Consider the following 25,933-nt stretch of genomic DNA (forward strand, 5'->3'; position numbering starts at 1 on the left):
CCCCTGAGCGGGAAGGACGAGGGCGCGGTCGTCACGGCAGCCGGGCCTCGATGGCCTCGATGATCCGCGGGCGGAGCTCCGCGGCCGGGATGACCGCGTCGACGGAGCCGACCTCGACCGCGCGCCGGATGTCGTGCACGCCGTCGAACTCGGTGGCCACCTCGCCGAGCTTCTCGGCGCGGACCGAGGAGCGCAGCTCGTCCAGCTCGGCGAGCAGGGCGGCGCGGTCGGGACCGGTGGCGGCCGCGACGCGCGACTCCAGGTCGCGGACGCGCGGGTCGGCCGCGGTGCGGGCGTCCACGTCGCGGGCGAACACCACCGCGGCGGCGGGGGCGCCGCCGAGCACCGACGCGAACGAGCCCTCCAGCGCGAGGACGGTCATGTTCGGGTTCAGCGCCTTGGAGAACACCACGAACGCGCCGCCGTGGTAGCGCGAGATCACGCAGAACACGATCGGGCCCCGGAAGTTCACGATCGCGCGGCCGATCTCGGCGCCGTACTCCAGTTGCAGCTTGCGCAGCGACTCGGGCGAGCCGTCGAAGCCCGACAGGTTCGCCAGCACCACCAGCGGCCGGTTGCCGCTGGCCGCGTTGATCGCCCGCGCCGCCTTCTTCGACGACTGCGGGAACAGCGTCCCGGCCGTGTAGGAGTCGGGGCCGTCGGTCGGCGGGAACCCGCGCCGCGGCACCGAGCGCGACTCGATGCCGAGCAGGCACACCGGCATGCCGCCGAGGTGGACGTCCTGCACGACTGCGGTCTCCGCGTCCGCCATGCCCGCCCAGCGCTCCAGGACCGGGTGGTCCTGGTCGGACAGGGCGCGCATCACGGTGCGGATGTCGAACGGCTTCTTGCGGTCCGGGTTGGCCTCGGCGGAGAAGATCTCGCCGACCGTGGTGAACTCGCTGCCCTCGACGGTGTGCGGGAAGTCGGACACGTCGCGGTCGACCGGGTCGGACGTGGCGGCGCGGCGCGGCGCCTCCTCCCCGGCCGCGACGTAGGTGTGGTCGTAGTGCGCCATCAGGACGTCCCGGGCCGCCATCAGGTTCGGCGCCCAGTACTGCGCCTGCCCGTTCGGGCCCATCACCCGGTCGTAGCCGCCGATGCCGAAGTTGTCCTCGGCGGACACGCCGCCGGAGAAGTCCAGCGACTGCTTGCCGGTGAGCACCATCGCCGAGTCCGGCGTCATGACGAGGACGCCCTTGGTGTGCATGAGCATCGTCGCCTCGGCGTTCCAGTACGGCTGCGCGCCGACGTTGATGCCCGCGACCACGACGTTGATCTCGCCGCCGTCCTGGGTGAACTCGACGATCCGCTTCAGCGCCGCCGCCACCCAGTCCATGTTCTCGGTGCCGGACTCCATGGAGATCCGGGCGCCGGCGGACAGCGCGTACCACTCCAGCGGCACCCGCATCCGCTCGGCCAGGTCGAGCGCGGCGATCACGCGGCGGCACTCCGGCTCCGACAGCGCGCCGAGCGCCTTCGTCGGGTCGCCGAGCAGCACGACCCGGGTGACGCCCTCCGGGTGCCGCTCGGTCGGCGTGGTGACGACGCCCGCGACGATCGCCGCGGTGTTGCCCCCCTTCGGCCGGTCGACCGGCACCAGCGCGTGCCGCTCGTCCAGGTCGTGCTCGGCGAAGTCGCCGAGCAGCCCGGTCAGCTCGTACGGGTAGACGGTGTTGCGGCTGCGGGCGCGCAGCACCTTCTGCCGGTAGCCGTCGACCGGCTCGATCGGCGCGTCGGACGGCTCGCCGACGGTCAGCGTGGTGCCGCCGGCGGCGTCGAAGGAGATCCGCACGGCGACCTTGGACAGCTCGCCGGTCTCCCGGTCGCGGCGCCGCGCGATGAACTCGATCTCCTCCAGCCCGGCGCCCGCGGCCGTCGGCAGCGTGCGCTCGACGAGCATCTCCAGCTCCGCGCGGGTGAGGTCGCTCGGCGGCCAGACGTAGATCACGATCCGGTTGGTGGGCAGCCGCTTCTTCGACGGCCGCCGCTCCTGGGCGCGGCGGATCGAGTCCAGGCAGGTGGCGAGGGTGAACTCGGCCGTCGGCAGCGTGCGCAGGTTGCCGTCGTTGTCGCGCAGCTCGGTCAGGTCGCGGACCTGCGCGAACGCCACGAGGCGGTCGTCGGACGGGTTCTCCCGCGCCACGCACTGGAAGAGGTAGACCTCCTCGTCGGACGAGGGCAGCCGCGTCAGGTCGAACTTGCGCAGCCGCTCCAGCCGCATCCGCTCGGCGATGTAGGGGTGCAGGCCCCGGATCAGCCGCTCCTCGGCCATCCCGGCGGCCGACGGGCGGAACGTGAAGTGGTGGTGCATCACCGCGCCGCGGCTGCCCGCGACGGTGGCGGTGAGCCTGCGGACCCGGTCGGGCAGCGGATGGGCGGCGACGACCTCGTGCAGCGCGGCGGCCATCGCGTCGAAGTCCTCCGGCTGGTTCTCCCAGGAGAGGTAGATGTCGGCGTCGATGGCGGCGTCGCCGTCCGCGAGCTCGGCGAGGCCGCGCAGCGCGCCGCCGAACGCCTCGAAGCCCACCGCGGCGGACGCGAGGCAGGAGCCCGCGCGCTCGGCGACGACGAACGTGCAGCCACCGACCTCGCTGGTGCGGACGCCGGTCAGCCCCTTGTTGCCGTAGTACCGCCGGGTCAGCACCTCCAGCATGACCGTGTTGTCCGGGTCGCCGCGGTCGAGGCGCTGGCCGAGCAGCCGCACGAGCGGCTCGGTGCTGCGCACCATCTCGGCGATGCGCTCGGTGCGGTCGGGCACGTCCGGCTGGAGGTCGAGCAGCCGCAGGTGCCGGCGGACGTCGGCGTACACGCGGGCGCGGTTGCGGCGCAGCAGCGGCTGGGCGTACCAGGCGAACACCACGCCGCACGCGAGGTCGTAGACCACCGGGAAGCGGACCTGCGCCGCGGCGATCAGCCGCTCCAGCGCGAGGCCGGCGGGCTCGCGCAGCGCCTCGGCGGGCGGCGGCTCCCGCAGCCACGCGCCGAGCAGCGCGGTGATCGCCGCCGCGTCCGCGGACGCGCGCTGCTGGGCGAGGAAGATCCGGAAGACGGCGGCCTCCAGCGCGGGGGAGCGCTCCAGCTCGGTGACGCCGTAGTGCCCGAGCGCCTTGGCGAGCGCGGCCTGGTAGGCCGCCGGCAGCCCGGCCCGCTCGACGTCCAGGCTCTGCAGGTAGGTGTGGAAGTACTCGCGGGCGCTGTGCACGTGGCCGCCGTCGCCCGCGTCGCCGCCGCCCGCCGGCCGGTCGCGGCTCAGCTCGGCGAGGTCGGCGAACACGTCGATGAGCGCGAGCTCCGCCTCCAGCGGCCGGTGGCCCTCGGCGGCGGCGGCGCGGCGCGCGGCGAGGTAGTCGTCGAGGACGCGGCGCTCGTCGTGCGGGTCGACGTCGAAGCCGAGCAGCAGGCTGCGCAGGTCCTCCCGGCCGCGCGCGGCGCGCTCCCGCGCCGGGACGGTGCCGGGCGCGGCGGGCAGGTCCAGCTCGACGGCGCCCGCGGACGCGGCCTCCTCGGCGGCGCCGTCGGCGAGCGGCTCCAGCCGCAGCAGCGGCGCGCCGGTCTCCACCTGGCTGCCCACGGACACGACGCACTCCTTGAGCCGCGCCCGGAACGGCGCCCGCAGCACCGTCTCCATCTTCATGCTCTCCAGCACCAGCACCGGCGCGCCCGCCTCGACCTCGGCGCCCGGCTCCAGCGGCGTGGCGACGACCAGCGCGGGCGCGGGGGAGCGGACGACGCCGCCCTCGTCCCGGCTGACGCGGTGCGTCACCCCGTCCACCTCGACCAGGTGGACCGGCCCGTGCGTGCCGGTGAGCAGCCGGTACCGGGTGCCGTTGACGACGATCTGCCCGCTGTGCCGGTCGTGGCGGTCGAGTTCGACGTCGGCGGTGCGGACGTCCTCGCCCGCCTCGATGCCGACGCGGAACCGCCGCGCGCCGACCCGCGCGACCCGCACGCGGTACCCGGCGCCGCGCAGCTTGAGGTCGAGCGGCCGGCCGCTCTCGTGCCGCACCTGCGGGCGCCCGCCGGACGCGGTCGCCAGCAGCCGCCGCCGCGCGGCGCGCTCGCCGTCCTCGTACGCCTCGATCGCGGCGGCGGCGAGCGCGACGGCGGAGTGCCGGTGGGAGACCAGCCCGCCCTCGGCGCGGACGCGGTCGATCCAGCCGGTGTCGGCGCTCGCGCCGATCACCTCGGGCCGGTCCAGCAGGTCGAGCACGAAGCTCTTGTTCGTCGCGCCGCCCTCGATGATCACCGTGGTCTGCGCCATCGCGCGGCGCAGCCGGCCGAGCGCCTCGTCCCGGTCCCGGCCGTAGGCGATGATCTTGGCGATCATCGAGTCGAAGTCGGCGGGGATGGTGTCGCCCTCGCGGACGCCGGTGTCGACCCGGACGCCCGGCCCGGCGGGCAGGACCAGCCGGGCGATGCGGCCGGGGGCGGGCGCGAAGTCGCGGTCGGGGTCCTCGGCGTTCAGCCGGGCCTCGATGGCGTGCCCGCGCTCCTGCGGCGGCGGGCCCTCCAGCCGGCCGCCGGCCGCCACGTGCAGCTGCGCCCGGACCAGGTCGAACCCGGTGGTGGACTCGGTGATCGGGTGCTCGACCTGCAGCCGGGTGTTGACCTCCAGGAACGCGAACAGCCGGTCGCCGGGGTGGTAGAGGAACTCGACGGTCGCCGCGCCCCGGTAGCCGACCGCGACGGCGAGCCGCTCGGCCGACGCCTTCAGCTCGGCGGCCTGCTCGGCGCTCAGCACCGGCGACGCCGACTCCTCGATGACCTTCTGGTTGCGGCGCTGCACCGAGCAGTCGCGGACGCCGAGCGCCCACGCCGTGCCCTGGCCGTCGGCGATCACCTGGACCTCGACGTGCCGGGCCCCGGTGACCAGGCGCTCCAGGAACACCACGCCGCTGCCGAACGCCCGCGCGGCCTCCTGGCTGGTGCGCTCGTAGGCGTCCGCCAGCTCGTCCTCGTTCGTGATCACGCGGATGCCGCGCCCGCCGCCGCCCGCGGTCGCCTTCAGCATCAGCGGGTAGCCGATCCGGGCCGCCGACGCCAGCGCCTCGTCCAGCGTCGCGACCGCGCCGCGGCTCCACGGCGCCACCGGCACGCCGACCTCCTCGGCGATCAGCTTCGCGCCGATCTTGTCGCCGAGCTTGCGCATGGCGTCCGGGCTCGGGCCGATGAAGGTGACGCCGATCCTCTCGCACAGCTCGGCGAACGCCGGGTCCTCGGCGACGAAGCCCCAGCCGACCCACGCCGCGTCCGCCCCGGTCTCGACCAGCGCGCGCTCCAGCACCTCCAGGTCGAGGTACGGGCGCGCCGACGCGGGACCGAGGTCGTGGGAGAGGTCGGCCTCGCGGACGAACGTGGCGGCGCGGTCGACGTCGGTGTACAGGGCGACCGTCTCGATCCTTGCGCCGGTCTCCGCCGAAAGGGCCCGGACGGCATGGATGAGCCGCATGGCGGCCTCACCGCGGTTGACGATGGCGACACGACTGAACACCGACCGAGCCCTCCTGTTGACCACGCCGCGTGACGGCGGCCCCGACGGTGCCACCTTTCCGCCTACCGGCCCGTAGCGCCATGTCGCAGACATCGCACGCTGAGCGCCGAGAGTTGTGGGAATCGTGCAAAGCCGCGCTCACCCCGGGATGCGGGCGGCGATCACGGCGATGTCGTCGGTGCCGGTGGTGGGCAGGCCGGTGAGGATGCCGTCGCAGAAGGCCGGCAGGGGAGCGGCGGCCAGCTCGGACGCCTTGCGCCGGAGCCGGGCGAGGCCCACCTCCAGGTTCTCGCCCGGGTGCTCGACCAGGCCGTCGGTGTAGAGCAGGAGGGTGGAGCGGGGCGGCAGGGGCTCCACGGCGCTGAGGTAGGTCTGGTCGACGAGGAGGCCGAGGAGCGGGTTGACGGCCTCGTCCAGCAGGCGGGCGCCGGCGCCGGGGGCGACCAGGACCGGCGGCGGGTGCCCGGCCACCGCGAAGTTGAGCAGCCGCCCGCCCTCCTCGGTCTCCTCGATGCGGGCGAGGACGCAGGTGGCCGTGCTCTCGGGCGCCAGCGCCTCCATCGCGATGTTCAGCCGGCGCAGGATGTCGCCCGGCGGCTCCTGGCGGTCGACCGCCAGCCCCCGCAGCATGTTGCGGAGCTGGCTCATCCCGACGGCCGCGGCCAGGTCGTGCCCGGCCACGTCCCCGATGACCAGCACGGTGGCGCCGTCGCGGAGCACGAACGAGTCGTACCAGTCGCCGCCGACGTCGGCCGCGGCCGGGCTGGCGCGGTACCGGGCGACGATGTCGAGGCCGGCGACCTCGGGCGGGTCCGCAAGGAGGCTGTGCTGCAGCGCGAGCGCCACCCGCTGGGTGCGCTGGTAGCGCATGGCGGTGCTCAGCGCGTCGTGCGCGTGGTCGAACATCTGCCCGATCAGGTCGACGTCGTCGTCGCTCATCGGGGGCCGGTCGCCGCAGGCGGACGCGGTCACCACCGCGGCGACGGCGCCGTCCACGATCACCGGCAGCAGGACCATGCTGTGGGCGCCCGCGTCGGCCATCCACTGCGCGGTGCTCGCGGGCAGCAGGTCCATCGGCGGCCGCCCGGGCGGGAACGTGCGGCGCAGCGGGCGCCGCCGCCGCAGCGCCGCCATGAACCCGCTGTCGGAGGCGAACCACTCCTCGCCGAGCGGGATCCTGCCCGCCAGACCGGACCGCGCGGCGGTGGCGATGCGGCGCACGAGGACCGGGGCGTTCGCGGGGCGCTCGGTGAACTCCGGCAGCAGGTGCACGCCGCAGCCGTCGGCGAGGGCCGGGACGAGCACGTCCGCGAGGGCGCCGAGCATCTCCCGCAGGCCGGTGTGCTCGGCGGTCGCGACGGCGGCGCGGCCGAGCAGCTCCCGCCGTCGCTGCCGCCGCCAGCGCTGCTCCACGTCGGTGCAGGTGCCCACCCACTCGGTGACCTCGCCGCCCTCGTACACCGGCGCGGCGTTCACCTCGAAATGCCGGTAGTCGCCCTCGACGGTGCGCAGCCGGTAGACGTGCCGCCAGGGGTCGGCCGAGCGCCGCGCCTCCTCCCACGACCGCCGGGTGGGCTCGCGGTCCTCGGGATGCAGCGCCCCCAGCCAGCCCGTGCCCCGGAACTCCTCCCAGCCCTGCCCGGTCACCCGCTCCCAGCCGGGGCTCGGCTCGATGGGCTCGCCGTCCGTCCCGGTCACCCACACGATCTCCGCGCTCACCTGGACGAGGCTCTGGAACCGGTGCAGCAGCCGGCGCCGCGTCTCGGCCATGTCGCCGGCCCGCCGGGCCGCGATGACCTGCTCGGTGACCTCCGCGGCGACCGCCAGCACCCCGGGCTCGCCGTCCTCGAACCGGGAGAGGCTGAAGGAGAAGAAGCGCTCCCGGCGGCCGGTGCCGGGGAAGGCGAGGCGCACCGGCGCATCGGTGACGTTGACCGTCCGACCGGTGGCCAGCACGCCGTCGAACAGGTCGAGGTAGTCCTGCTGCATCAGGTCGCCGAACGCCTCCCGGATCGGCGTCCCGAGCGGGCGGTCCCCGAAGGTCGCGCGGTAGGCGGTGTTGGTGTAGACGAGTCGGTGGTCCCGGCCGCGCGTCACCAGCACGCCGACCGGCGCGAGGTCGAAGACCTGCAGCGTCGGCCTGGCCGGCCCCTCCTCCCGGGCGTCGTCCATGGTCCCCCCGTCGGCCGGCCGTCCTCCTGATCGCCGTACCCCGGGAATCGGCCGGTTATGTGACCTGCCCGTTCTCTCACGCGGGCGGGGGCGCCATAGTGGCAGCACCGGAGTCGCGAGACGCGAAACGAGGCGCGGATGAGCATGACCGCGGGCCGGGGCGCCCGCCCGCCGGGGCGGCGGCGGCCCGATGTCCTGGTGGTGGGCGCGGGCGCGGCGGGGGCCGCGCTGGCGGCGCGGCTCAGCGCCGACCCCGGCCGCCGGGTCCTGGTGGCCGAGGCCGGGCCGGTGCCCCGGGACGCCTCCGGTTTCGCCGCCGACCTGCTCGACGCCCGGCTCGTCCCCGGCGCGCGGCCGGGGCACCCCGCCGTCCGGGCGTACCCGGCGCGGCTGGTGCCGGGCACGTCCTACCTCGCGGTGCGGGGGCGGATCCTCGGGGGCTCGACGTCGGTCAACGGCGGCTACTTCGTCCGGGCGCGGCGCGCGGACTTCGCGCGCTGGTCGGACGCCGCGGGCGATCCCGCCTGGTCGTACGAGCGGGTGCTGCCGCTCCTGCGCCGCCTGGAGACCGACCTCGACCTCGGGCCGGGACCGGAGCACGGCGGCGACGGCCCGGTCCCCGTCCGCCGGACCGGTCTGGGGCATCCGGCGGCGGCCGCGTTCCAGGCCGCCGCCCGCGAACTCGGGCACCCGGACGAGCCGGACAAGAACGCCCAGGATCCGCCGGGGTTCGGCCCGGTCCCGTCGAACACGGTGGACGGGCGGCGGATCAACACCGGCATCGCGTACCTGCTGGGGGCCGCGGCCGGCAGGCCCAATCTCACCGTGCTGGGGGACTGCTCGGTGCGGTCCGTGGCCGTCAGCGGAGGACGCGCCTCGGGCGTGGTCGCCGACCATGCCGGCCGGCGGACGGTCCTGGAAGCCGGCGAGATCGTCCTCGCCGCCGGTTCCCTCGCCACCCCGCACCTGCTGCACCTGTCGGGGATCGGCCCGGCGGCGGACCTGGAGCGCGCCGGCATCACCGTCGTCCACGACCTGCCGGCGGTGGGCGCGCGGCTCAGCGACCATCCGCAGGTCGTCGTGGAGTGGGCGCCCCGGCGCCCGATGGACGGGCCCTCCGGTTCCTGGCTCGGCGGCGCCCTGCACGTGTCGTCGTCGTCCGGCGGCGATGCCGGCGATCTGGAGATCCTCCAGTCGCTCGTGCCGATCGCGGGCCTGATCGCGGGCGTCCCGAGCGTTCCGGGCGCGCCGCTGCCCTTCCTCGTCTCGGCGCAGACCCCCCGGACGAGCGGCACCCTGCGCACGGTCTCGCCCGACGCCGGGGTCCCGCCCCGGATCGACTACGGCTACCTGAGCACGGACGGCGACCGGCGCCGGATGCGCGAGGCCGTCCGGGCGACCGCGGCGATCCTGGCCGCCGACGCCTTCGGCGAGGTGAGCGGCGGCCCGGCGGACACGGTGCCGCTGGACGACGACCGCCTCCTGGACGCCTGGATCCGCGGGCGCATCGGGACGTCCCAGCACACCTGCGGCACCGTGCCGATGGGCCCGTCCGGCGCGGTCGACGCGCAGGGCCGCGTGCACGGCCTGGCCGGGCTCCGGGTCGCCGACACCTCGATCCTGCCGACCGCCCCGCTGCGCGGCCCGGCGGCCACCGCCGTCCTCGTCGGCGAGCTCCTCGCCGACGCGCTCGCCGCCGGATCTTGACGGCGGGTGCGGAGGGGTTTACCGTCCGCACGGGGTCGTTCGGGGGCCTGGCGTCCGGAGGCCGCGCGATGACACAACGGGTCCGGGTCCGTGCCACCCCGGCGCTCGGCCGGGCCGACGTGCTCGGCGGCGTCCGCGACCACCTCGCCGCGGGCGGCGGCGTCGTGCTGACCGGGCCCGTCGGCATCGGGAAGTCCACGCTGTTCGCCACGCTGGCGGCCGAGCACGCCGCGGCCGGCTACCGGATCTTCGCCTGCTGCCCCGCCGAGACCGAGCACCGGCTGCCGTTCCTCGGCCTCATCGACCTGATCTCGCAGGTCGCCGACGAGGTCATCGACCGCCTTCCGGATCCCGAGCGCCATGCCCTGCGCTCCGCCCTGCTCCTGCAGGACGTCCCGACCGGGGAGCGCGACCTGCTGTGCCTGCGGCTCGGCCTGCTGCACGCCTTCCGGACGCTGTGCGCCGACCGGCCCGGGCTGGTGCTGATCGACGACGCCCAGTGGCTGGACCGCCCGACCGGGGAGCTGCTCGCGTTCGTGGCGCGCCGCGCCGCCCGGCTCGCGCCCCCGCTCCGGATGGTCGCCTCCGTGCGGCCCGAGCCCGGCCCCGGCGGACCGGGGGAGGACGGCGGGAGCTGGCGGGACGCGTCCGCCCTGTGCCCGAAGCCGGTGCTGACCGTCCGGGTGCCGCCCATGTCGGTGCCGGAGCTGGCCGTGCTGCTGGGCGACCGGTTCGGCCGGTCCTGGCCGCGGACGCAGCTCACCCGGATCCACGAGGTGAGCGGCGGCAACCCGTTCTTCGCGGTGGAACTGGCGCGCAGCGTGCTGGAGAACCCGCAGAGCGACGAGCTGCTCATCCCGCAGAGCCTGTCGGTGCTGATCCGCAAGCGGGTCGCGGCGCTGTCCCCGGCCACCCGCGAGGCGCTGCTGGTGGCGAGCGCGGCGAGCCGGCCGTCGGTCGAGCTGCTGCGCCGGACGGGGCGCGGCGGCCTCGCGGAGGCCGAGCGGCGGGGCATCGTCGACGTCGACGCGAGCGGGAAGATCCGGTTCACCCACCCGCTGCTGTCGGCCGTCATCTACGCGGAGGCCGAGTCCACCGAGCGGAAGGCGGTGCACCGGGCGCTCTCCCAGGCCGTCCGCGACCCGGTGGAACGCGCCCTGCACCTGGCCCGGCTGACGTCGGGGCGGGACCGGCGGATCGCCGACACGCTGGACGGGGCCGCGGCGGTCGCGCGCCGCCGCGGCGGCATGTCCACCGCCGCGCACCTCGGCGAGCTGGCCGCCGACCGCACCCCCGAGGCGGCGCGCGGCACCGCGGTCGCCCGGCGGCTCCGCGCCGCCGAGGACGCCGTCGCGGCGGGCGACTACCCGCTGGCCAGGCGGCTCGCCCGGCTCGTCCTGGAGATGACGGTGCGGCCGGAGGAGCGGGTCCGCGCCTGGATCGTGGTGCTCGACTCCTCCGGCCAGGCGCTCGCCGAGGTGGAGGAGGTCTTCCCCAAGGCGATGGAGGACGCGCGCGGCGAGCCGCTGCTGCTCGCGCCGCTGCACTACCGGCTGAGCTGGCGGGCGTGGATGGTGCGGGGCTCGGCGCGGGCCGCGCACGTGCACGCCCGCCGCTCCGCCGAGCTGGCCGCCCTCGCGGGGGACCGCAGGACGGAGCTGTTCGCCCTGTCCAAGCAGGCGAACATCGAGCTGTTCCTCGGCCATCCGGACGCCGAGCGGACGCTGCGCCGGGCGCTGGCCGAGCCGCAGGAGCCGCAGGTGATGTGGCACCACAACGGCCCCGTCTACCTCAAGCACCGCCACCACCTGATGCACGACCGGGTGAACGAGGCCCGCGCGGAGTTACGGGCGCTGATCTACGGCGTCCGCCAGCGCGGCGTGGTCGAGAGCCTGTGCATGTGCCTGTACTGCATGGCCCAGGTGGAGATCTACCAGGGCCGCTGCCGGCATGCGCTCGCCCTGGCCCGGCAGAGCCTGGACCTGGCCGAGGACTCCGGGCTGAGCCAGGGCCCGTCCTGGTACGCGCTCGCGCTTGCGGAGGCGGCCGGCGGCGACCTCGGCCGCGCGCTGTCGGCCGCCGAGCAGGCCGTCCAGCACAGCGCCGACGACGGCGACCAGCTGTTCCTGCCGCGCGCGCTGCACGCCGAGGGGCTCGTCCGGTGGCAGTTCGGCGACGCGGCCGCGGCGGCGCGGGTGCTCGGCCAGGTCCGCGCGCTGGAGACCGCGCAGGGGCTCGGCGACCCGTCGCTGCGCCGCTGGCACGCCGACCTCGCGGACGCCCTCGTCGCCGTCGGCCGCGTCGCGGAGGCCGCCGCCCTGGTGGCCGAGACGAGGGCGCGGGCGGCGCGGCTCGGGCGGCGCGGCGTCCTCGCCGTGCTGGAGCGGTCCGCCGCGCTCGTGCGCGCGGCCGAGGGCGACCCCGGCGCCGCCGAGGACGGCCTGGTCCGCGCGGCGGACCTGCTCCAGGCCCTGCCCTACCGGCTGGAGGAGGGCCGGGCCTGGCTGGAGCTCGGCATGCTCCGCGCCCGGCGGGACGACCCGGCGCACGGCCGCGCCGACCTGCTGCGCGCGCGCCGCGTCTTCGCCAAGGCCGAGGCCAAGCCCTGGCTGGCCCGCACCCAGGCCGAACTCCAGCGGCTCGACCGCGAGGCACCGCTCCGGCGGGCGTCCGGCGACGACGCGCTGGGCGTGCTGTCCGACGTCGAGCGCAGGGTCGCCGTCCTGGTCGCCGAGGGCGCCACCAACCGGGAGATCGCCGCGCGCCTGTTCCTCAGCACCAAGACGGTGGAGGCCGCCCTCACCCGGACGTTCCGCAAGCTCGGCGTCCGCTCCCGGGTGGACGTCGCGCGGCTCGCCGTCTCCGGCCGCTGAGGCCCGCGAACCCCCACACATACCCCCACGCATAGGGATATCCCTATGCATTCCTCAGCAGGCTTTTTCGGCGGCCGGTACCTCCTCAGACTCGCGCATATCCACCCCCGTCACCACGGGCTCCCCTTCTCAGTGGTGAAAGGACATCCATCCCCATGTCCCAACGGACCCTCGCGATCGCCACGTCGGCGGCGGCAGTCGTCGCGCTGACCGGCGTCGCCCTCGCCCAGCCGGCCGCGGCCACCCCGCAGGCCCCGCCCCATCCCCGCCTACCCGCCGGGCACTCCGCGTTCACGGACGCGCCCTTCACGCTCGATCCGTCGCCGTCCGTCCGCAAGCGGGCCGTCGGCAAGGCCAAGGAGGCCCTCGCCGCGCATCCCGGGCGCGCGCACCGCGCCGGCGGGCAGGAGTTCACGGTCCGGTCGGTCGCCGTCGACCGCGACGGCTCGGCCGACGTCCGGTTCGACCGCACCTACCGCGGGCTTCCCGTCTACGGCGGGGACCTCGTCGTCCACCTCAAGCCGAACGGCTCCTACCAGGGGCTGGAGACCGCGTCCGAGACCTCCGGCGCGATCGGGACGACGCCGTCGGTGCGCGCCTCGGCCGCCGCGAGACTCGCCCGCAAGCAGCTGAAGGGCACGGTGTCGTCCGTGTCGAAGCCGAAGCTGGCGATCACGGTGCGGGGCCGGTCGGCCACGCTCGTGTGGCAGACCGTCGTGACCGGCGTCCGCGCCGACCGGACGCCCAGCAAGCTGCACGTGATGGTGGACGCGCGGAAGGGCAGCGTCGTCCAGAGCAATGACGAAGTCCACACGTTCGTGCCGTCCGGAGTCCGGTCGGCCCCCGCCACCGCGGCCGCCACGCGGACCGCGCTGACCCAGGGCAGCGGCCACGGCATCTACGTCGGCACCGTCAACCTGGACCTGACGCAGTCCGGCAGCACCTGGACGATGCGGGACCCGTCGCACGGCAACGGGTACACCACCAACCTGAACCACGCCACGTCCGGGACAGGCACCGTCTTCAGCAACTCCACCGGCGTTTTCGGGAACGGCAGCAACTCCGATCCCGCCTCGGCCGGGGTGGACGCCCACTACGGCGCCGCCATGACGTACGACTACTTCAAGAACGTCCACGACCGGAACGGCATCTTCGGCGACGGCCAGGGCGTCCCGTCCCGCACGCACTACGGCAACGCCTACGTCAACGCCTTCTGGGACGGCTCCCAGATGACCTACGGCGACGGTGAGAACAACGCCAGGCCGCTGGTCGAGATCGACGTCGCCGGGCACGAGATGAGCCACGGCGTGAGCGGCGCCATCGTCGGCTGGGGCGAGAACGGCGAGACCGGCGGGATGAACGAGGGCACGAGCGACATCTTCGGGACGATGGTGGAGTTCTACGCCAACAATCCGGTCGACACGCCCGACTACACCATGGGCGAGCTGATCGACATCTTCGGCAACGGCGACCCGCTGCGCTACATGTACAACCCGTCGCTGGACGGCCAGTCGCCGAACTGCTGGGACAGCGGCAACGGCGGCCTGGACCCGCACTACTCCATGGGCCCGCTGAACCACTGGTTCTTCCTGACCGCGGTCGGCAGCGGCGACCACGGGTACGGCAACAGCCCGACCTGCAACAACTCCATGGTCACCGGGATCGGCAACGACAAGGCCGCCAAGATCTGGTTCAAGGCCCTCGCGTCCTACGCCAACAGCAACGAGGACTACGCCGACGCGCGCGTCGACTCGCTGAAGGCGGCGGCCGACCTGTACGGCACCCACTGCACCGAGTACAACACCGTGATGGCCGCGTGGGCGGCCGTCAGCGTCACCGGCTCGGACCCGGTGCCGGGAACCTGCCCCGGCCAGGGCGGCGCCCCGGTCGTCACCAGCCCCGGCAACCAGAGCACCACGGTCGGGACGGCGGTCAACCTGCCCGTCTACGCCAGCGACCCGAACGGGCAGACGTTGTCCTACGGTGCGACCGGGCTGCCGGCCGGGCTGTCGATCAACGCGTCCAGCGGTGTGATCTCCGGCACGCCGACCACGGCGGGCACGAGCACCGTCACGGTCACCGCGACGAACACCTCCGGCCTCTCCGGCACGGCCACCTTCACCTGGACGGTCAACCCGCCCGGCGGAGGCTGCTCCTCGCCGGGCAACAAGGTCTCCAACGGCGGGTTCGAGAGCGGCACGTCGCCGTGGACGACGACGTCCGGTGTGGTGTCGTCCAACAGCGACGGTGAAAGCGCCCACTCCGGGACGCACTACGCCTGGCTCGACGGCTACGGCAGGTCGCACACGGACTCCGCGACCCAGTCGGTGACGATCCCCGCCGGATGCAAGGCGACCCTCACCTTCTACGTGCACATCGACACCGCGGAGACCACCGGTGTCACGGCCTACGACAACCTCACCGTGAAGATCGGCGGTAGCACCGTCGCGACCTACTCCAACCTCGACGCCAACTCCGGGTACGTCCAGAAGAGCGTCGACGCGTCCGCCTATGCGGGCAGGACCGTCACGCTCTCGTTCTCCGGCACGGAGGACGCGGCCCTGTACACGAGCTTCGTCGTCGACGACGTCGCCGTGAACGCGAGCTGACGGACACACCCCGCCGCCGGCCCTCACCCGGGGGCCGGCGGCGGCCGTGTTCCCGCAGGTGTGGCACCGCCCCTGCCGGGCAGCCTGGACGGAATGGAGCCGCTGCTGACGTTCGGGCACGGGACCGCGGGCCGGGAGGAACTGGCCGCCCTCCTCGGCGGCGCCGGGGTGCGGTCCGTGGTCGACGTGCGCACCGCGCCCGGCAGCCGCCGCAACCCGGACGTGCGGCGCGACGCCCTGGAGGAGTGGCTCCCGGCCGCGGGCATCGGCTACCGGTGGGACAAGCGGCTCGGCGGCTTCCGCCGGGCCGCGCCCGACTCGCCCGACACGTTCTGGCGCAACGACTCCTTCCGCGGATACGCCGGTCACACCCGCGACCCCGACTTCGCGGCCGCCATGGACGATCTCCTGCCCGAGGCCGAGGGGACCCGCACGGCCGTCATGTGCAGCGAATCGGTGTGGTGGCGCTGCCACCGCCGGCTCATCGCCGACTTCGCCGTGCTGGCGCGCGGCCGTCCGGTCCTCCACCTCGCCCATGACGGCCGCCTCACCGAGCATCCGCCGACCCCGGGGGCGCGGCTGCGCGACGACGGGTTGCTCGTCTATGACGGAGAGTGACGCCCGGCGCCCCGGCGGGCCCGCGGACTCCCGGGGCACGGGAGTCCAGGGGGCCGGCCAGTGCCCGACCCTGGTGCCCCCGCGGCCCGGGGCCGTGACAGTGGTCGGTATCGGCTCGCGGCGGACGGGGCCTCCGGGAAGAAGTTCGGCGGAGCCGTCACAGGGCGCCCGGCCGCCCTGTCCTTGATGGCGACCGGGCGGCAGGGGCGCCCCGGCGGACACAGGAGGGAACAGAGATGAAGATCGTGGTCATCGGCGGTACCGGCCTGATCGGCTCCAAGCTCGTGGCGAACCTCGGCGAGCAGGGCCACGAGGCGGTCGCGGCGTCGCCGAACACCGGGGTGAACACCCTGACCGGCGAGGGGCTGGCGGACGTCCTGACCGGGGCGTCGGTGGTGATCGACGTGGCGAACTCGCCGTCGTTCGAGGACGCCGCCGTGCTGGAGTTCTTCGAGACCTCGACCGGCAACCTGCTCGCCGCCGAGGAGAAGGCGGGCGTCGGGCACCATGTCGGGCTGTCGATCGTGGGCACCGACCGGCCGCCGGTCCGCGGCTACTTCCGGGCGAAGAACGTCCAGGAGAACCTGATCGCGGCGTCGCCGGTCCCGTACTCGATCGTGCACGCCACGCAGTTCTTCGAGTTCACCCGGGGCATCGCCGACGACGCCACGGACGGGAGCACCGTCCGGATGGCGCCGGTCCTGTACCAGCCGATGGCCGGCGACGACGTCGCCGCGCAGGTCGGGAAGGTCGCCGCGGCCGCGCCGCTGAACGGCCGGGTCGAGATCGCGGGGCCGGAACGGTTCCGCATGGACGAGTTCTTCCGCGACGCGCTGGCCTTCTGGAACGACCCCCGCGAGGTGGTCACCGACCCGCACGCGCACTACTTCGGCGCCGAGGTCGAGGAGCGGAGCCTCGTCCCGCTCGGCGACGCCGTCCTCGGCTCGATCCGCTACAGCGAGTGGCCGGGGCGCGTCCCGGCCGCCACGTAGCGCCGGGAGGACGGGGGGAGCGCCGTGACCGTGGCCGCGATGACCGCCGAGTTCGACGACGTCGCCCGCTGGACGGCGGAGGCGGTCGAGCTGCTCGGGCAGCGGCACGCGATCCCGGCCGCCTGCCGCGGCAGCGCGAGCCCGGCGGCGCTGGCCTGGCTGGGCGAGGCGTGCGAGCTCTCGCCCGGGGCGACGCTGCTGGACGTCGGCGCCGGGGCGGGCGGCCCGGCGGCCTGGGCGGCCCGGCGGTTCGGGGTCCGGCCGGTGCTGCTGGAGCGGATGCCGGCCGCGTGCCGGGCCGCCGCCCGGCTGTTCGGGCTCCCGGTGATCACCGCCGACGGCACCCGGATCCCGCTGCGGACCGGGTCGGTGGACGCCGCCTGGTGCCTCGGCGTGCTGGACACCGTCCGGGACAAGGCCGCGCTGCTCGGCGAGATCCGGCGCGTCGTGGCGCCGGGCGCGCCACTCGGGCTGCTGGTGGCCGTCGCGCGGACCCCGCTCGCGCTCGCCGCCCCCGCGGGCAACCACTTCCCCACCCAGCGCGAGCTCGCCGGGCTGCTGGACGGCGCGGGCTTCGACCTCGTCGAGCAGATCGACCGGCCCGACGGCGCGCCGCTGGCCTGGTCCCGCCGCGCCGAGCGGGTGGCCGCGGTCGTGGCCGCCCGGCACGGCGGCGACCGCGCGTACGCGCTGGCCGTCCACCAGGGCGAGCGCTTCTCCCGGCTGCTCGCCTCCGGGCAGCTGTCGATGCAGCTGATCCACGCCGCCGGCCGAGGCCCCGCGAGGGGAGACGAGCGTGAACCGTGACAGCACGCGCGGTAACCGGTGCCCGTACCCGTCTCCGACGGGCCGCCGTCCTACCCCGCCCTCGCCGCGGCCAGGGGCGGGGGGCGGTGCTTGGGATGCGGCGGCGGTTCCGATGAAATGGGGAGGCACACCAGACCCGTCCCCGGCAGGAGCCCCGCATGAGCCCCGACCCCGCCGCGCCGGCCGCGTCCGCACGATCGCGGGGAGCGCTCGTGCGGCTGCTGGTGCTGGCCGCGATCCTGCTGGGCCTGGGGGTGCTGGCGGCGCTGACCGGCGGCGCGCTGTGGGACGACGTCAGCGCCTGGGTCGAGTCGCTCGGCCTGTGGGGGCCGCTGGTGTTCGCGCTCTGCTACGTCCTGGCGGTGGCGGCGCTGGTGCCCGGCTCGGTGCTGAACGCCTCCGCCGGAGCGCTGTTCGGGGTCGGCGTCGGCAGCCTGGCGGTGCTCGCGGGCGCCACCGCGGGCGCGGCGCTCTCCTTCGGCCTCGCCAGGGCCCTCGGCCGCCCGGCGATGTCCCGGTACCTCGGGACCGGCCGGATCGCCCGCCTGGACGCGCTCCTGTCGCGGCGTGCCTTCGAGTCCGTCCTGGTCCTGCGGGTGGCGGGGGTGTTCCCGTTCGGCGCGGTGAACTACGGCGCCGGCGTGGCCGGCGTGCGCTTCGCCCCGTACCTCGCCGGAACCGCGCTCGGCATCGTGCCCGGCACACTCGTCTACACGGGCCTCGGCGACGCCCTGCGCGAACCCGGCTCCCCCCTGGTCTGGATCGCCCCGGCGGGCCTCATCGCCCTCAGCGCCTTCAGCTGGTGGCTGGCCCGCCTGGTCCGCTCCCGCACAACCCAAGACCACCCGACCCCCGAGAACACCCCCGCCGCCTGACGGGCGCCGGGCAGGCGGTCAGTCTTCGCTCCAGCCGTGTTTGCGGGCGAAGGACAGGAGGCTCTCGCGGAGCTTGACGAGGTGGGCGCCGGTGAGGTCCGGGACGGTGTCGAGGATCAGCTCGGTCAGCTCGATGCGGAGTTCCGTCGTGGTGAGGACGTCGCAGAGGGCCTCGTCGTCGGCGGAGGAGACGCGCCCGCCACCGCCGCCGGGGACGAGGCGGTCGCCGATGACGCTGACGTCGAACGCCTTCAGGCCCCGCTCACCGTCGATCAGCTCGTACTCGACCGACGTCCCGGTGGTGATGAGGCTCTTGTCGTCGTTCAGGTCGTTCACGTGGACGAAGACGTCGGGACCGCCCTCGTCGGGGGTGATGAACCCGTACCCGCGAACCTCGTCGAACCGCGCGATCCTGCCCACATGTACCACGACGACATCCTTCACCGAACGCATCTGCACCGTCTGCACCGGAATGCGCGGTGGGCTCCCCGGTCGCGCCACGTCGTTCCGGCCGTCTGCCCCCAGAGTAGCCAAGGAGCCGTCCGGCGTGCGGGAGGCCGATGCCGGGCGGCCCCGGCGTCCTAGCCGGACCGGTCCGGGCGGTAGGCGGCCAGGGCCGGCTCGCCGTGGTCGAGGTCGGCGGCGATCAGGTCGGCCAGGTGGGGGCCGAGCGTCATGCCGCTGTGGGTGACGGCGGTGTAGAGGCCGGGCAGGTGGGGGCCGGCCAGGGGGCGCCCGTCCAGCGGGAGCGGCCGGACGCAGCGCCGCACCGCCTCCAGGCGGGCGGTGAACCCGGGCAGGAGCGCGCGGGCGCGGCGGAGGAGTTCGGCGCCGCGGGCGTCGAGCTCGGCCGCCGGGGTGGCGAGGTCGGTGGCGTCGTCCAGGTCGGCGGCCTCCAGGACGAGGCCCTGCGACGGTGTCGGGCGCAAGTCGAGGCCGGGGGAGTGGACGACCCCGTTGACCAGGCCCGGCGCCGGGGTGGTGGTGGCTGTGAGGCCCGGCGCGGACGACCCGGGCGCCTCGGCGTCCACCACGGGGAGGGTGAGGCCGGCGGTGGCGAGGAGGGCGGGGCTGTGCCGGCCCGCCGCGCAGATCGTGAGGTCGGCGTCCAGGTCCTCGCCGGTGCCGAGCCGGACGCCGGTGACGCGCTCGCCGCGCAGGGTGAGCCGGGTCGCCGGGGCCCCGGTGACCAGCCGCGCTCCGCCCTCGCGGGCCCGTGCGGTGAGGGCCGCGACGGCGTCGGGGCCGTGCGCCCAGCCCTCCCCGGGGAAGTGGGCGATGACCGCCCCGGCCGCCGGGCGCAGGGACGGTTCGAGGCCGCGCAGCCGGTCGGCCGTGACCAGCGCGGCCGGGTAGCCGAGGGCGGACAGCCGGGCGACCCGCTCGGCGAGCCGGTCCCGGTCCGGGGCCGCGGCGGCCCAGGCGGTGTTGCCGGAGACGCGGAACCAGCCGGGGTCGCCGAACTCGCCCGCGAGGCGGCGCCAGGCGCCGAGGGCGGCGACGCGCAGCGAATGGTAGGCGGGGTCTTCCGGGTCGTTGGCGTTGAGCCAGGAGAAGCTCGCTCCGGAGGCGCCCGCGGCGGGCCGGTCCTGCTCGACCAGCGTCACCTCGGCGGCGTTCGCCCCGCCGGTGAGCCGGTCGGCGAGCGCGGCCCCGATGATCCCGCCGCCGACGATGAGGATGCGCACGCCCTCCAGCGTCGCATCTGCGGACCGGATCGTCAGCCGCGCCAGCCGAGCATTTCCTTGGCGGCGTCGGACATCATGCCGGGCTCCCAGACCGGGTCCCACACGAACTCGGTCTCGACGTCGTCGACGCCGGGCGCGCCCCACAGCGTGGTGCGGATCGTGTCCTCGAAGTAGTCGTTGAGCGGGCAGGCCGGGGTGGTCATAGTCATCCGGATGCGCGCCACGCCGTCGGCCACGCCGACGCCGTAGACGAGGCCGAGGTCGATGATGTTGACCCCGAGCTCGGGGTCCAGGACCTCGCGCAGCATCTCCCGGAGCAACTGCTCGTCGGGGGTGCCGGCGAGCCATGCCGTCATCGGCCGTCCCGTGGTCGCGGGCTCGCTCATGTCATCACGTCCTCTCCACACCTAGTTTTTACAGAGCCTGTTGTATAAAAACAAGGGAGAGCCGAGGAGTGAGGGAGAGGCCACATGGCGAGCGAGACGCTGGCGGCGGCGCTGGAGCGCGAGCACCGCGAGATCGACGAGGGGATCGAGGCGTTCACGGCGAGCGGCGGGCAGGAGACCGGGCCGCTCAAGCGCGCACTGGACGCGCTGCGCCGCCACATCTACCTCGAAGAGGAGTTCCTGTTCCCGCCGCTGCGGGAGGGCGGCCTGATGGCCCCGGTGTTCGTCATGCTGCGCGAGCACGGCGAGATCTGGCATGCGATGGACCGGCTGGAGGGCGCGCTCGGCGGCGAGGCCGGGCAGGCCGCCGCGCGCGAGCTGCTCGCCGTCCTGGAGCGGCACAACTCCAAGGAGGAGCCGATCCTCTACCCGCAGGCCGACGCGGTGCTGACGCCCGAGGCGGCCGACCGCCTGCGCGGGTTCCTCGCCTCCGGCCGCACCCCCGAGGGCTGGGTCTGCCAGGGCGCCGGCGTGTGAGGCACGGCGAAGGGGCCCGGTCGCAATGACCGGGCCCCTCTTTCCGCTGCTCAGGCGGCGGCGGTGCGGCCGATGCGGACCCGCCAGGTCTCCGGCCCCTCCTCCAGGTAGTCCCAGGTGAACTCGCCGTCGTGCTCGGCGGCGAACTGGTAGTACAGCGGCTTCGGGTCGTGGTCGTTGATGAGCACGAAGCCCTCCCCGGCGCCGAGGCCCGTCCACGTCTCGAAGATGAGCGTGTGGCGGCGCGCGGGGGCCTCGGAGCGGACGTCGAGCGGACGGTCCTCGGCGGTCATGGCGGTCTCCTTCGCGGTGTCGTGTCGTTCGCCCTCGGGCAGGCGGGCCAGGTAGTGCATGACGCCGTTGATGCGCTCGGCCTCGGCGGGATGCTCGCGGCGCAGCGCCGACCAGGCGTCGGCGGCGAGCCGGCTGGCCTGGTCGGGACGCCCCGCCTGCCCGAGCGCGCGGACCGCGCGCGAGAGCAGCCGGGTGAGCGCCGCCACCGGCTCCGGGGCCGCGGCGGGGCGGTCGGCCGTGGTCGTCGGACCCACCTCCCTCCGGGTTTGTCCAACCCTGAATTGTTTATACAAGGACAGTAGTGCAAAATAGGTTCCGCTATCAACGTCGCCGAGGAGACCAGCCGTGACCTACGTGATCGGTGAGCCGTGCATCGATGTGATGGACCGCGCCTGCGTGGACGAATGCCCCGTCGACTGCATCTACGAGGGCGAGCGCTCGCTCTACATCCACCCGGACGAGTGCGTCGACTGCGGCGCCTGCGAGCCGGTCTGCCCGGTCGAGGCGATCTACTACGAGGACGACCTGCCCGCCGCCCTGGAGCCCTACCGCGAGGACAACGCGCGGTTCTTCAGCGAGACGCTGCCCGGCCGCGACGCGCCGCTCGACACGCCCGGCGGCGCCACGAAGCTGGGCGCGATCGGCGTCGACACGCCCCTGGTCGCGTCCCAGCCGAAGCGCGAAGAGGCGGGCCGCCCCTGACCCCCGTGCGTCACGGGCGCTCGCGCGGCCGCGTGCGGGCGCGCGGCAGCGGGACGGGCGGACGGCCGGGAACGACCGTGTTGGAGACCGTCCCGATGCCCTCGACCGTGAGGGTGACGGTGTCGCCGGGCTTCAGCGGCGGCGGCTCCCGGCCGTCTCCGCGCCCCCAGAGTTCGGCGAGGCAGCCGCCGTTCCCGCACGTCCCGGACCCGAGGACGTCGCCGGACCGCAGCGCGGCGCCGCGCGAGGCGTAGGCGGCGAGGTCCTCGAACGGCCGGCCCATGTTGGAGAGCAGGTCGCGCCCGACGACCTCGCCGTTGACCTCGGCGGTCAGCGCGAGGCGCAGGAACCCGTCCTCGCAGCGCCACCGCCTCCCGGGTGGGCGGCGGGGCACCGGACACGGCGACGTCGAGGAGACCGGTCCCGGCGGGGAACGGCAGCAGGCGGTCGCCGTCGACCAGCCCGCTCCGGCGCGTCCCGCCGTGCAGGTATGCGGCGAGTCTCACGGTCACACCGGGGGCGCGACGAAGACGCCGCGGTCGGGGTCGTTGAACGACTCCTTCGCGATGAGTTCGTTCATCGGGTTGGCGGTGCCCCACTGGTCGGTGACGTCGAGGTCGGAGAAGTCGTACAGGTGCGGGTGCCAGGCGTCCTCGTCCAGAAGCTCCAGTTCGGTCGTGTACTCGACGGTGTTGCCGTGCGGGTCGAGGAAGTAGGAGAAGGTGTTGTCCCCGCCTTGTGGCGCCCCGGCCCCCAGATCATGCGGACGCCGGCGCGCAGCAGCCGCCCCGTCCCGTACATGTACTCGTCCAGGCCGCGCATCTCGAAGGAGATGTGGTGCAGCGACGTGTGCGGCCCCACCGCGATCGCCATGCTGTGGTGCTGCGGGTTGCAGCGCATGAAGTGCATGACCTCGCCCATGTGCGGGGACGCCGGCGTGTCCGACAGCGCGAAGCCCAGGTGCCGCTCGTACCAGGCGCGGGTCGCGCCGAGGCCGGGGGAGTTCAGCACGACGTGCGACAGCCGCACCGGCACCGCCTCGCGCTCCTCCAGCCTCCGGTGCGGGCGGACGGCGACGTCGGACGACACCTCGACCGTCCGCCCGTCGATGTCGAAGAACCGGAACCCGTACCCGCCGCCGGGCGTGGCCAGCCCCCCGGGCTCGCCGACCAGGCGGACGCCCGCCGCCCCGAGGCGTTCGGCGAGCGCGTCCACGTCGGCGGCGGAGGCGGCGCCGAACGAGACGAGGCCGAGGCGCTTCTCCCCGGCCTTCCGGAGCCGGACGATGTACTGCTCCGGCGACCCCTCGGCGGCCGGGAACGAGATGCCGGTGTCGCCGGCGACCTCCGTGAGGCCCCACACGCCGGCGTAGAACTCGCGCTGCCTCGCGTAGTCGGGGACGGCGAGGTCCACGTGCCGCAGATGGGTGATGAGCCGGTCGGGCATGTCACTCCTCGATGTCGAAGAGGGCGGCGGCGTTCCCGCCGCGCACGGCGTCCAGGTCCGGGCCGGGCGGGAGGGCGGCGCGCAGCCGGGCGAGGGGGTCGGGGACGCCCATGTCGAACGGGTGGTCCGACCCCAGGACGACCCGGGACGCGCCGACCGCGCCGATCAGCGCGCGCAGCGCGGCCGGCTCGTAGACGAGCGAGTCGAACCAGAGCCGCCGCAGGTAGGTGCTCGGCGGCTCGGCGCAGCCGCGCGCCTCGGGACGCATGCGCCACCCGTGGTCGGACCGCCCCAGGCAGGTGGGCAGGTAGCCGCCGCCGTGCGCCGCCAGGACGCGCAGCCCCGGATGGCGGTCCAGGACGCCGGAGAAGACGAGGTGCGACAGCGCGGCCGCGTTCTCCGCCGGCTGCCCGACGATGTTGGACAGGTAGAAGCGGTCGAGCCGCTCGTCCAGCGTGCAGCCGAACGGGTGCAGGAACACCACGGCGCCGGACTCCTCGGCCCGCGCCCAGAACGGCTCCAGCGCGGCGTCCGACAGTTCGAGCCCCGGCGCGTGCGAGGAGACCTCCACGCCGCGCAGCCCGAGGCCGAGCGCGTGGTCGAGCGCCTCGACGGCCAGGCCGGGGTGCTGGAGCGGGACGAGCCCGAGCCCGTACAGCCGCTCGGGCGCCCGCGCGATGTGCCCGGCGACGCCCTCGTTCGCGAGCCGGAACACCGTCCGGGCCAGGCCGGGCCCGGCCCAGTAGTGGTACTGGGACGGGGAGGGGCTGACGATCTGCACGTCCACGCCGGCGGCGTCCATGTTGGTCTTCACGGCCGCTCCGCGGCCATCGCCGCGATCCGCCCCATGAGGCCGGGGACGTCCGCGCCGGGGGACGGGTCCAGCTGCCACTCGCCGAGCTGCACCGACGCCTCGACGACCGCCTTCGCCCGCGCGAACCGCCGGTCCATGAACGCGTCGAACAGCGCCTGGTCGACGGCGCCGGCGGCCAGCAGCAGCTCGGCGAGGACGGACGCGTCCTCCAGGCACTGCGCCGCGCCCTGCGCGAGCGTGGGCGGGCAGGCGTGCGCCGCGTCGCCGACGAGCACGACGCGCCCCCGGTTCCCGGGACGGTCGACGAGCAGCGACTCGAACCACGTGTAGTTGATCCGGCCGGGGTCGGTGATGTCGGCGCGGATCTCCTCCCACGCCCCGCCGTATCCCTCGGCCGCTGGGTGTGGACGCGCCAGATGCCCATCCCGGTCGGCTTCGGCACGTCCTCGATGCCGATCAGGCCGCGCACGGCGGAGCGGATGCCGTCGGCGCCCACGACCAGGTCGTACTCGGCGGACGTCCCGTCGGACAGGTGCGCGGTGACCGAGGAGCCGCCGTCCGCGAGCGCGTCCGCGGTGAGCCCGTACCGGACCCGCGCGCCCGCGTCCCGCACCGCGTCCGCCAGGATCGCGGCCAGCTCGGGGCGGTTCATCCCGAGCGTCGCCGGCAGATCGGGGCCGCCCGTCCGGGCGTCGGGGATCTCGGCGATCAGCGCGCCGTCCGGCGCCCGCAGCCCGAGCACGTCGACCCCGAACCCGGCTGCCTCGACCCGGTCCCAGACCCAGAGGTCGCGCAGGACGCGCAGCGCGTTGCCCTGCAGCGTGATCCCGGACCCGAGCGCGACCGGCCCCGGCGCCGCCTCCGCGACGTCGACCTCGACCCCGCCCCGCGCCAGCAGGACGGCGAGCGCCGACCCGGCCGTGCCGCCGCCCACGATGAGAACCCTGCCTACCGATGGCATGCCGACCTCACTTCACCGCGATGGGGTTGACGGGGGAGCCGACCGCGCCGGTGACGGGCAGCGGCGCGGCGGTGAGCCAGAACTCGTGGACGCCGTCGCCGGCGCAGTCGCCCGCGAGGACGTCCAGGTCCCACATCTCGCCGACGAGCAGGCCGAGGTGGGGGATGACGACCTGGTGCAGCGGCTGGAACGCCGCGTCGAACTCGTTCGGGCGCACCTCGAAGCCCCACGTGTCGGTGGCGATGGCCGCGATCTCCGTCCGGTGGAGCCATCCGGCCGTGGTGAACGACAGGCCGGGTGCGGGGCCGCCCGCGTAGTCGCCCCAGCCGTCGCGGCGCGCGCGCGAGAACTGCCCTGTCCGGACGCAGACGATGTCGCCGCGCCCCACCGCGACACCGTGCGCGTCGATGGCGGCCTGCAAGTGCTCCTCGGTGATGGCGAACCCGTCGGGCAGTTCGCCGCCGTCCCCGATGACGCGGCCGACGTCCAGCAGGACGCCGCGCCCGGCGACGTGCGGCGCGAGATGCTCGATGCCGGTGACGAGGTCGCCCTCGGACGTGACGACCTTCTCCGCCGGACGCCCGTTCCACGCCTTCGCGTGGTCGAAGATGTGGCCGAGGCCGTCCCACTGGGTGGACCACTGGAGCGGCATGGCGATGACGTCGTCCTCGCCCCAGCGCCCCCAGTTGGAGTACGCGGCGGCGGCCTCGGTGATGGCGCCCTCGGGGTCGGTGCGGTCGGGCATCAGGCGTCCTCCGCCACGCACCGTTGCCCGTTCGAGGCGGTGCCCGTCCAGGAGGCGCTGTGGTGGCACCCCGTCCACACCCGCGACGCGGCCCACATCTGGCTCCGCGAGACCGCCGCCCGCGTCGCCGCCGGTCTCCCCGGACCCGATCGGACGCGCGCGGTCTAGGCGTTCCTGCGCATGACCGCCGGGCCCATCGCGGCGGCGCCGAAG

The 25,933-nt window shown here is 75.0% G+C and carries 21 protein-coding genes and 1 pseudogene; 10 read left to right on the forward strand and 12 right to left on the reverse strand.

Annotated elements, in window-relative coordinates; translation table 11 throughout:
* Positions 1–31: 31 nt before the first annotated feature.
* Complete coding sequence (locus ABFX46_RS33125) at positions 32–5,494, reverse strand: ATP-binding protein (RefSeq protein WP_346047862.1); 5,463 nt, start codon at positions 5,492–5,494, stop codon at positions 32–34.
* Positions 5,495–5,632: 138 nt separating this feature from the next.
* Positions 5,633–7,666 (reverse strand): SpoIIE family protein phosphatase, encoded by a 2,034-nt coding sequence (locus tag ABFX46_RS33130; protein ID WP_346047863.1) that lies wholly within the window; start codon positions 7,664–7,666, stop codon positions 5,633–5,635.
* 138 nt (positions 7,667–7,804) lie between these two features.
* Between ABFX46_RS33130 and mftG the strand changes: the two genes are divergently transcribed.
* The 7 genes from mftG to ABFX46_RS33165 all read left to right on the forward strand — a co-directional run bounded on the left by mftG (position 7,805) and on the right by ABFX46_RS33165 (position 18,147).
* Positions 7,805–9,373 (forward strand): mycofactocin dehydrogenase MftG, encoded by a 1,569-nt coding sequence (mftG, locus tag ABFX46_RS33135; protein ID WP_346047864.1) that lies wholly within the window; start codon positions 7,805–7,807, stop codon positions 9,371–9,373.
* Positions 9,374–9,441: 68 nt separating this feature from the next.
* A complete protein-coding gene (locus ABFX46_RS33140; RefSeq protein ID WP_346047865.1) occupies positions 9,442–12,246 on the forward strand; it encodes a LuxR C-terminal-related transcriptional regulator in 2,805 nt (934 codons plus the stop codon).
* Positions 12,247–12,401: 155 nt separating this feature from the next.
* Positions 12,402–14,855, forward strand: coding sequence for a M4 family metallopeptidase (locus ABFX46_RS33145; RefSeq protein WP_346047866.1), 2,454 nt, complete (start codon positions 12,402–12,404; stop codon positions 14,853–14,855).
* Between the two features lie 93 nt (positions 14,856–14,948).
* Complete coding sequence (locus ABFX46_RS33150) at positions 14,949–15,473, forward strand: DUF488 domain-containing protein (RefSeq protein ID WP_346047867.1); 525 nt, start codon at positions 14,949–14,951, stop codon at positions 15,471–15,473.
* Positions 15,474–15,709: 236 nt separating this feature from the next.
* On the forward strand, positions 15,710–16,465 hold the full coding sequence (locus tag ABFX46_RS33155) for an SDR family oxidoreductase (RefSeq protein ID WP_346047869.1): 756 nt from the start codon (positions 15,710–15,712) through the stop codon (positions 16,463–16,465).
* Between the two features lie 24 nt (positions 16,466–16,489).
* Positions 16,490–17,272, forward strand: a complete 783-nt coding sequence (locus tag ABFX46_RS33160; protein WP_346047870.1) for a class I SAM-dependent methyltransferase — start codon at positions 16,490–16,492, stop codon at positions 17,270–17,272.
* A 158-nt stretch (positions 17,273–17,430) separates the two neighbouring features.
* A complete protein-coding gene (locus ABFX46_RS33165; RefSeq protein ID WP_346047871.1) occupies positions 17,431–18,147 on the forward strand; it encodes a TVP38/TMEM64 family protein in 717 nt (238 codons plus the stop codon).
* 18 nt (positions 18,148–18,165) lie between these two features.
* Here ABFX46_RS33165 and ABFX46_RS33170 read toward each other — a convergent pair whose 3' ends face one another.
* From ABFX46_RS33170 to ABFX46_RS33180, 3 genes are all read right to left on the reverse strand, one after another.
* Positions 18,166–18,576 carry a cold-shock protein gene (locus ABFX46_RS33170; protein ID WP_346047872.1) on the reverse strand — a complete coding sequence of 137 codons (411 nt, stop codon included), beginning with the start codon at positions 18,574–18,576 and terminating at the stop codon, positions 18,166–18,168.
* Positions 18,577–18,728: 152 nt separating this feature from the next.
* Complete coding sequence (locus ABFX46_RS33175; protein ID WP_346047873.1) at positions 18,729–19,835, reverse strand: NAD(P)/FAD-dependent oxidoreductase; 1,107 nt, start codon at positions 19,833–19,835, stop codon at positions 18,729–18,731.
* A 32-nt stretch (positions 19,836–19,867) separates the two neighbouring features.
* On the reverse strand, positions 19,868–20,221 hold the full coding sequence (locus ABFX46_RS33180; protein ID WP_346047874.1) for a metal-sulfur cluster assembly factor: 354 nt from the start codon (positions 20,219–20,221) through the stop codon (positions 19,868–19,870).
* A gap of 84 nt (positions 20,222–20,305) precedes the next feature.
* Here ABFX46_RS33180 and ABFX46_RS33185 point away from each other — a divergent pair, with 84 nt between their 5' ends.
* The gene (locus tag ABFX46_RS33185; RefSeq protein ID WP_346047875.1) at positions 20,306–20,758 is read left to right on the forward strand and encodes a hemerythrin domain-containing protein; all 453 of its coding nucleotides are present in this window, start codon (positions 20,306–20,308) and stop codon (positions 20,756–20,758) included.
* A 50-nt stretch (positions 20,759–20,808) separates the two neighbouring features.
* Here ABFX46_RS33185 and ABFX46_RS33190 read toward each other — a convergent pair whose 3' ends face one another.
* On the reverse strand, positions 20,809–21,306 hold the full coding sequence (locus ABFX46_RS33190; RefSeq protein ID WP_346047876.1) for a DUF2249 domain-containing protein: 498 nt from the start codon (positions 21,304–21,306) through the stop codon (positions 20,809–20,811).
* A 91-nt stretch (positions 21,307–21,397) separates the two neighbouring features.
* Here ABFX46_RS33190 and fdxA point away from each other — a divergent pair, with 91 nt between their 5' ends.
* Positions 21,398–21,754 carry a ferredoxin gene (gene fdxA / locus ABFX46_RS33195; protein ID WP_346047877.1) on the forward strand — a complete coding sequence of 119 codons (357 nt, stop codon included), beginning with the start codon at positions 21,398–21,400 and terminating at the stop codon, positions 21,752–21,754.
* Positions 21,755–21,764: 10 nt separating this feature from the next.
* Here the strand turns inward: fdxA and ABFX46_RS33200 are convergent, their stop codons facing one another.
* From ABFX46_RS33200 to ABFX46_RS33225, 6 genes and pseudogenes are all read right to left on the reverse strand, one after another.
* Complete coding sequence (locus tag ABFX46_RS33200) at positions 21,765–22,148, reverse strand: fumarylacetoacetate hydrolase family protein (protein ID WP_346047878.1); 384 nt, start codon at positions 22,146–22,148, stop codon at positions 21,765–21,767.
* 182 nt (positions 22,149–22,330) lie between these two features.
* Positions 22,331–23,200 (reverse strand): VOC family protein, encoded by an 870-nt coding sequence (locus tag ABFX46_RS33205; RefSeq protein WP_346047879.1) that lies wholly within the window; start codon positions 23,198–23,200, stop codon positions 22,331–22,333.
* Position 23,201: 1 nt separating this feature from the next.
* Positions 23,202–24,014, reverse strand: a complete 813-nt coding sequence (locus ABFX46_RS33210; RefSeq protein WP_346047880.1) for an amidohydrolase family protein — start codon at positions 24,012–24,014, stop codon at positions 23,202–23,204.
* Positions 24,011–24,289, reverse strand: coding sequence for an FAD-dependent monooxygenase (locus tag ABFX46_RS33215; RefSeq protein ID WP_346047881.1), 279 nt, complete (start codon positions 24,287–24,289; stop codon positions 24,011–24,013). Before ABFX46_RS33215 ends, ABFX46_RS33210 begins: the two co-directional genes overlap by 4 nt.
* A 197-nt stretch (positions 24,290–24,486) precedes the next feature.
* Positions 24,487–24,975, reverse strand: a pseudogene (locus ABFX46_RS43615) (FAD-dependent monooxygenase); the annotation flags it as partial.
* Positions 24,976–24,982: 7 nt separating this feature from the next.
* Complete coding sequence (locus tag ABFX46_RS33225; protein WP_346047883.1) at positions 24,983–25,720, reverse strand: cyclase family protein; 738 nt, start codon at positions 25,718–25,720, stop codon at positions 24,983–24,985.
* Positions 25,721–25,759: 39 nt separating this feature from the next.
* Between ABFX46_RS33225 and ABFX46_RS33230 the strand changes: the two genes are divergently transcribed.
* The gene (locus ABFX46_RS33230) at positions 25,760–25,888 is read left to right on the forward strand and encodes a hypothetical protein (protein ID WP_346047884.1); all 129 of its coding nucleotides are present in this window, start codon (positions 25,760–25,762) and stop codon (positions 25,886–25,888) included.
* Positions 25,889–25,933: the final 45 nt, after the last annotated feature.

The organism is Actinomadura chokoriensis (genome assembly GCF_039529475.1).
GTDB classification, from domain to species: domain Bacteria; phylum Actinomycetota; class Actinomycetes; order Streptosporangiales; family Streptosporangiaceae; genus Spirillospora; species Spirillospora bangladeshensis.

Coding starts and splice junctions, on each gene's coding strand:
- ABFX46_RS33130 (WP_346047863.1), bottom strand. CDS start 7,666: ATGGACGACGCCCGGGAGGAGGGGCCGGCCAGGCCGACGCTGCAGGTC.
- mftG (WP_346047864.1), top strand. CDS start 7,805: ATGAGCATGACCGCGGGCCGGGGCGCCCGCCCGCCGGGGCGGCGGCGG.
- ABFX46_RS33140 (WP_346047865.1), top strand. CDS start 9,442: ATGACACAACGGGTCCGGGTCCGTGCCACCCCGGCGCTCGGCCGGGCC.
- ABFX46_RS33145 (WP_346047866.1), top strand. CDS start 12,402: ATGTCCCAACGGACCCTCGCGATCGCCACGTCGGCGGCGGCAGTCGTC.
- ABFX46_RS33150 (WP_346047867.1), top strand. CDS start 14,949: ATGGAGCCGCTGCTGACGTTCGGGCACGGGACCGCGGGCCGGGAGGAA.
- ABFX46_RS33155 (WP_346047869.1), top strand. CDS start 15,710: ATGAAGATCGTGGTCATCGGCGGTACCGGCCTGATCGGCTCCAAGCTC.
- ABFX46_RS33165 (WP_346047871.1), top strand. CDS start 17,431: ATGAGCCCCGACCCCGCCGCGCCGGCCGCGTCCGCACGATCGCGGGGA.
- ABFX46_RS33180 (WP_346047874.1), bottom strand. CDS start 20,221: ATGAGCGAGCCCGCGACCACGGGACGGCCGATGACGGCATGGCTCGCC.
- ABFX46_RS33185 (WP_346047875.1), top strand. CDS start 20,306: ATGGCGAGCGAGACGCTGGCGGCGGCGCTGGAGCGCGAGCACCGCGAG.
- ABFX46_RS33205 (WP_346047879.1), bottom strand. CDS start 23,200: ATGCCCGACCGGCTCATCACCCATCTGCGGCACGTGGACCTCGCCGTC.
- ABFX46_RS33225 (WP_346047883.1), bottom strand. CDS start 25,720: ATGCCCGACCGCACCGACCCCGAGGGCGCCATCACCGAGGCCGCCGCC.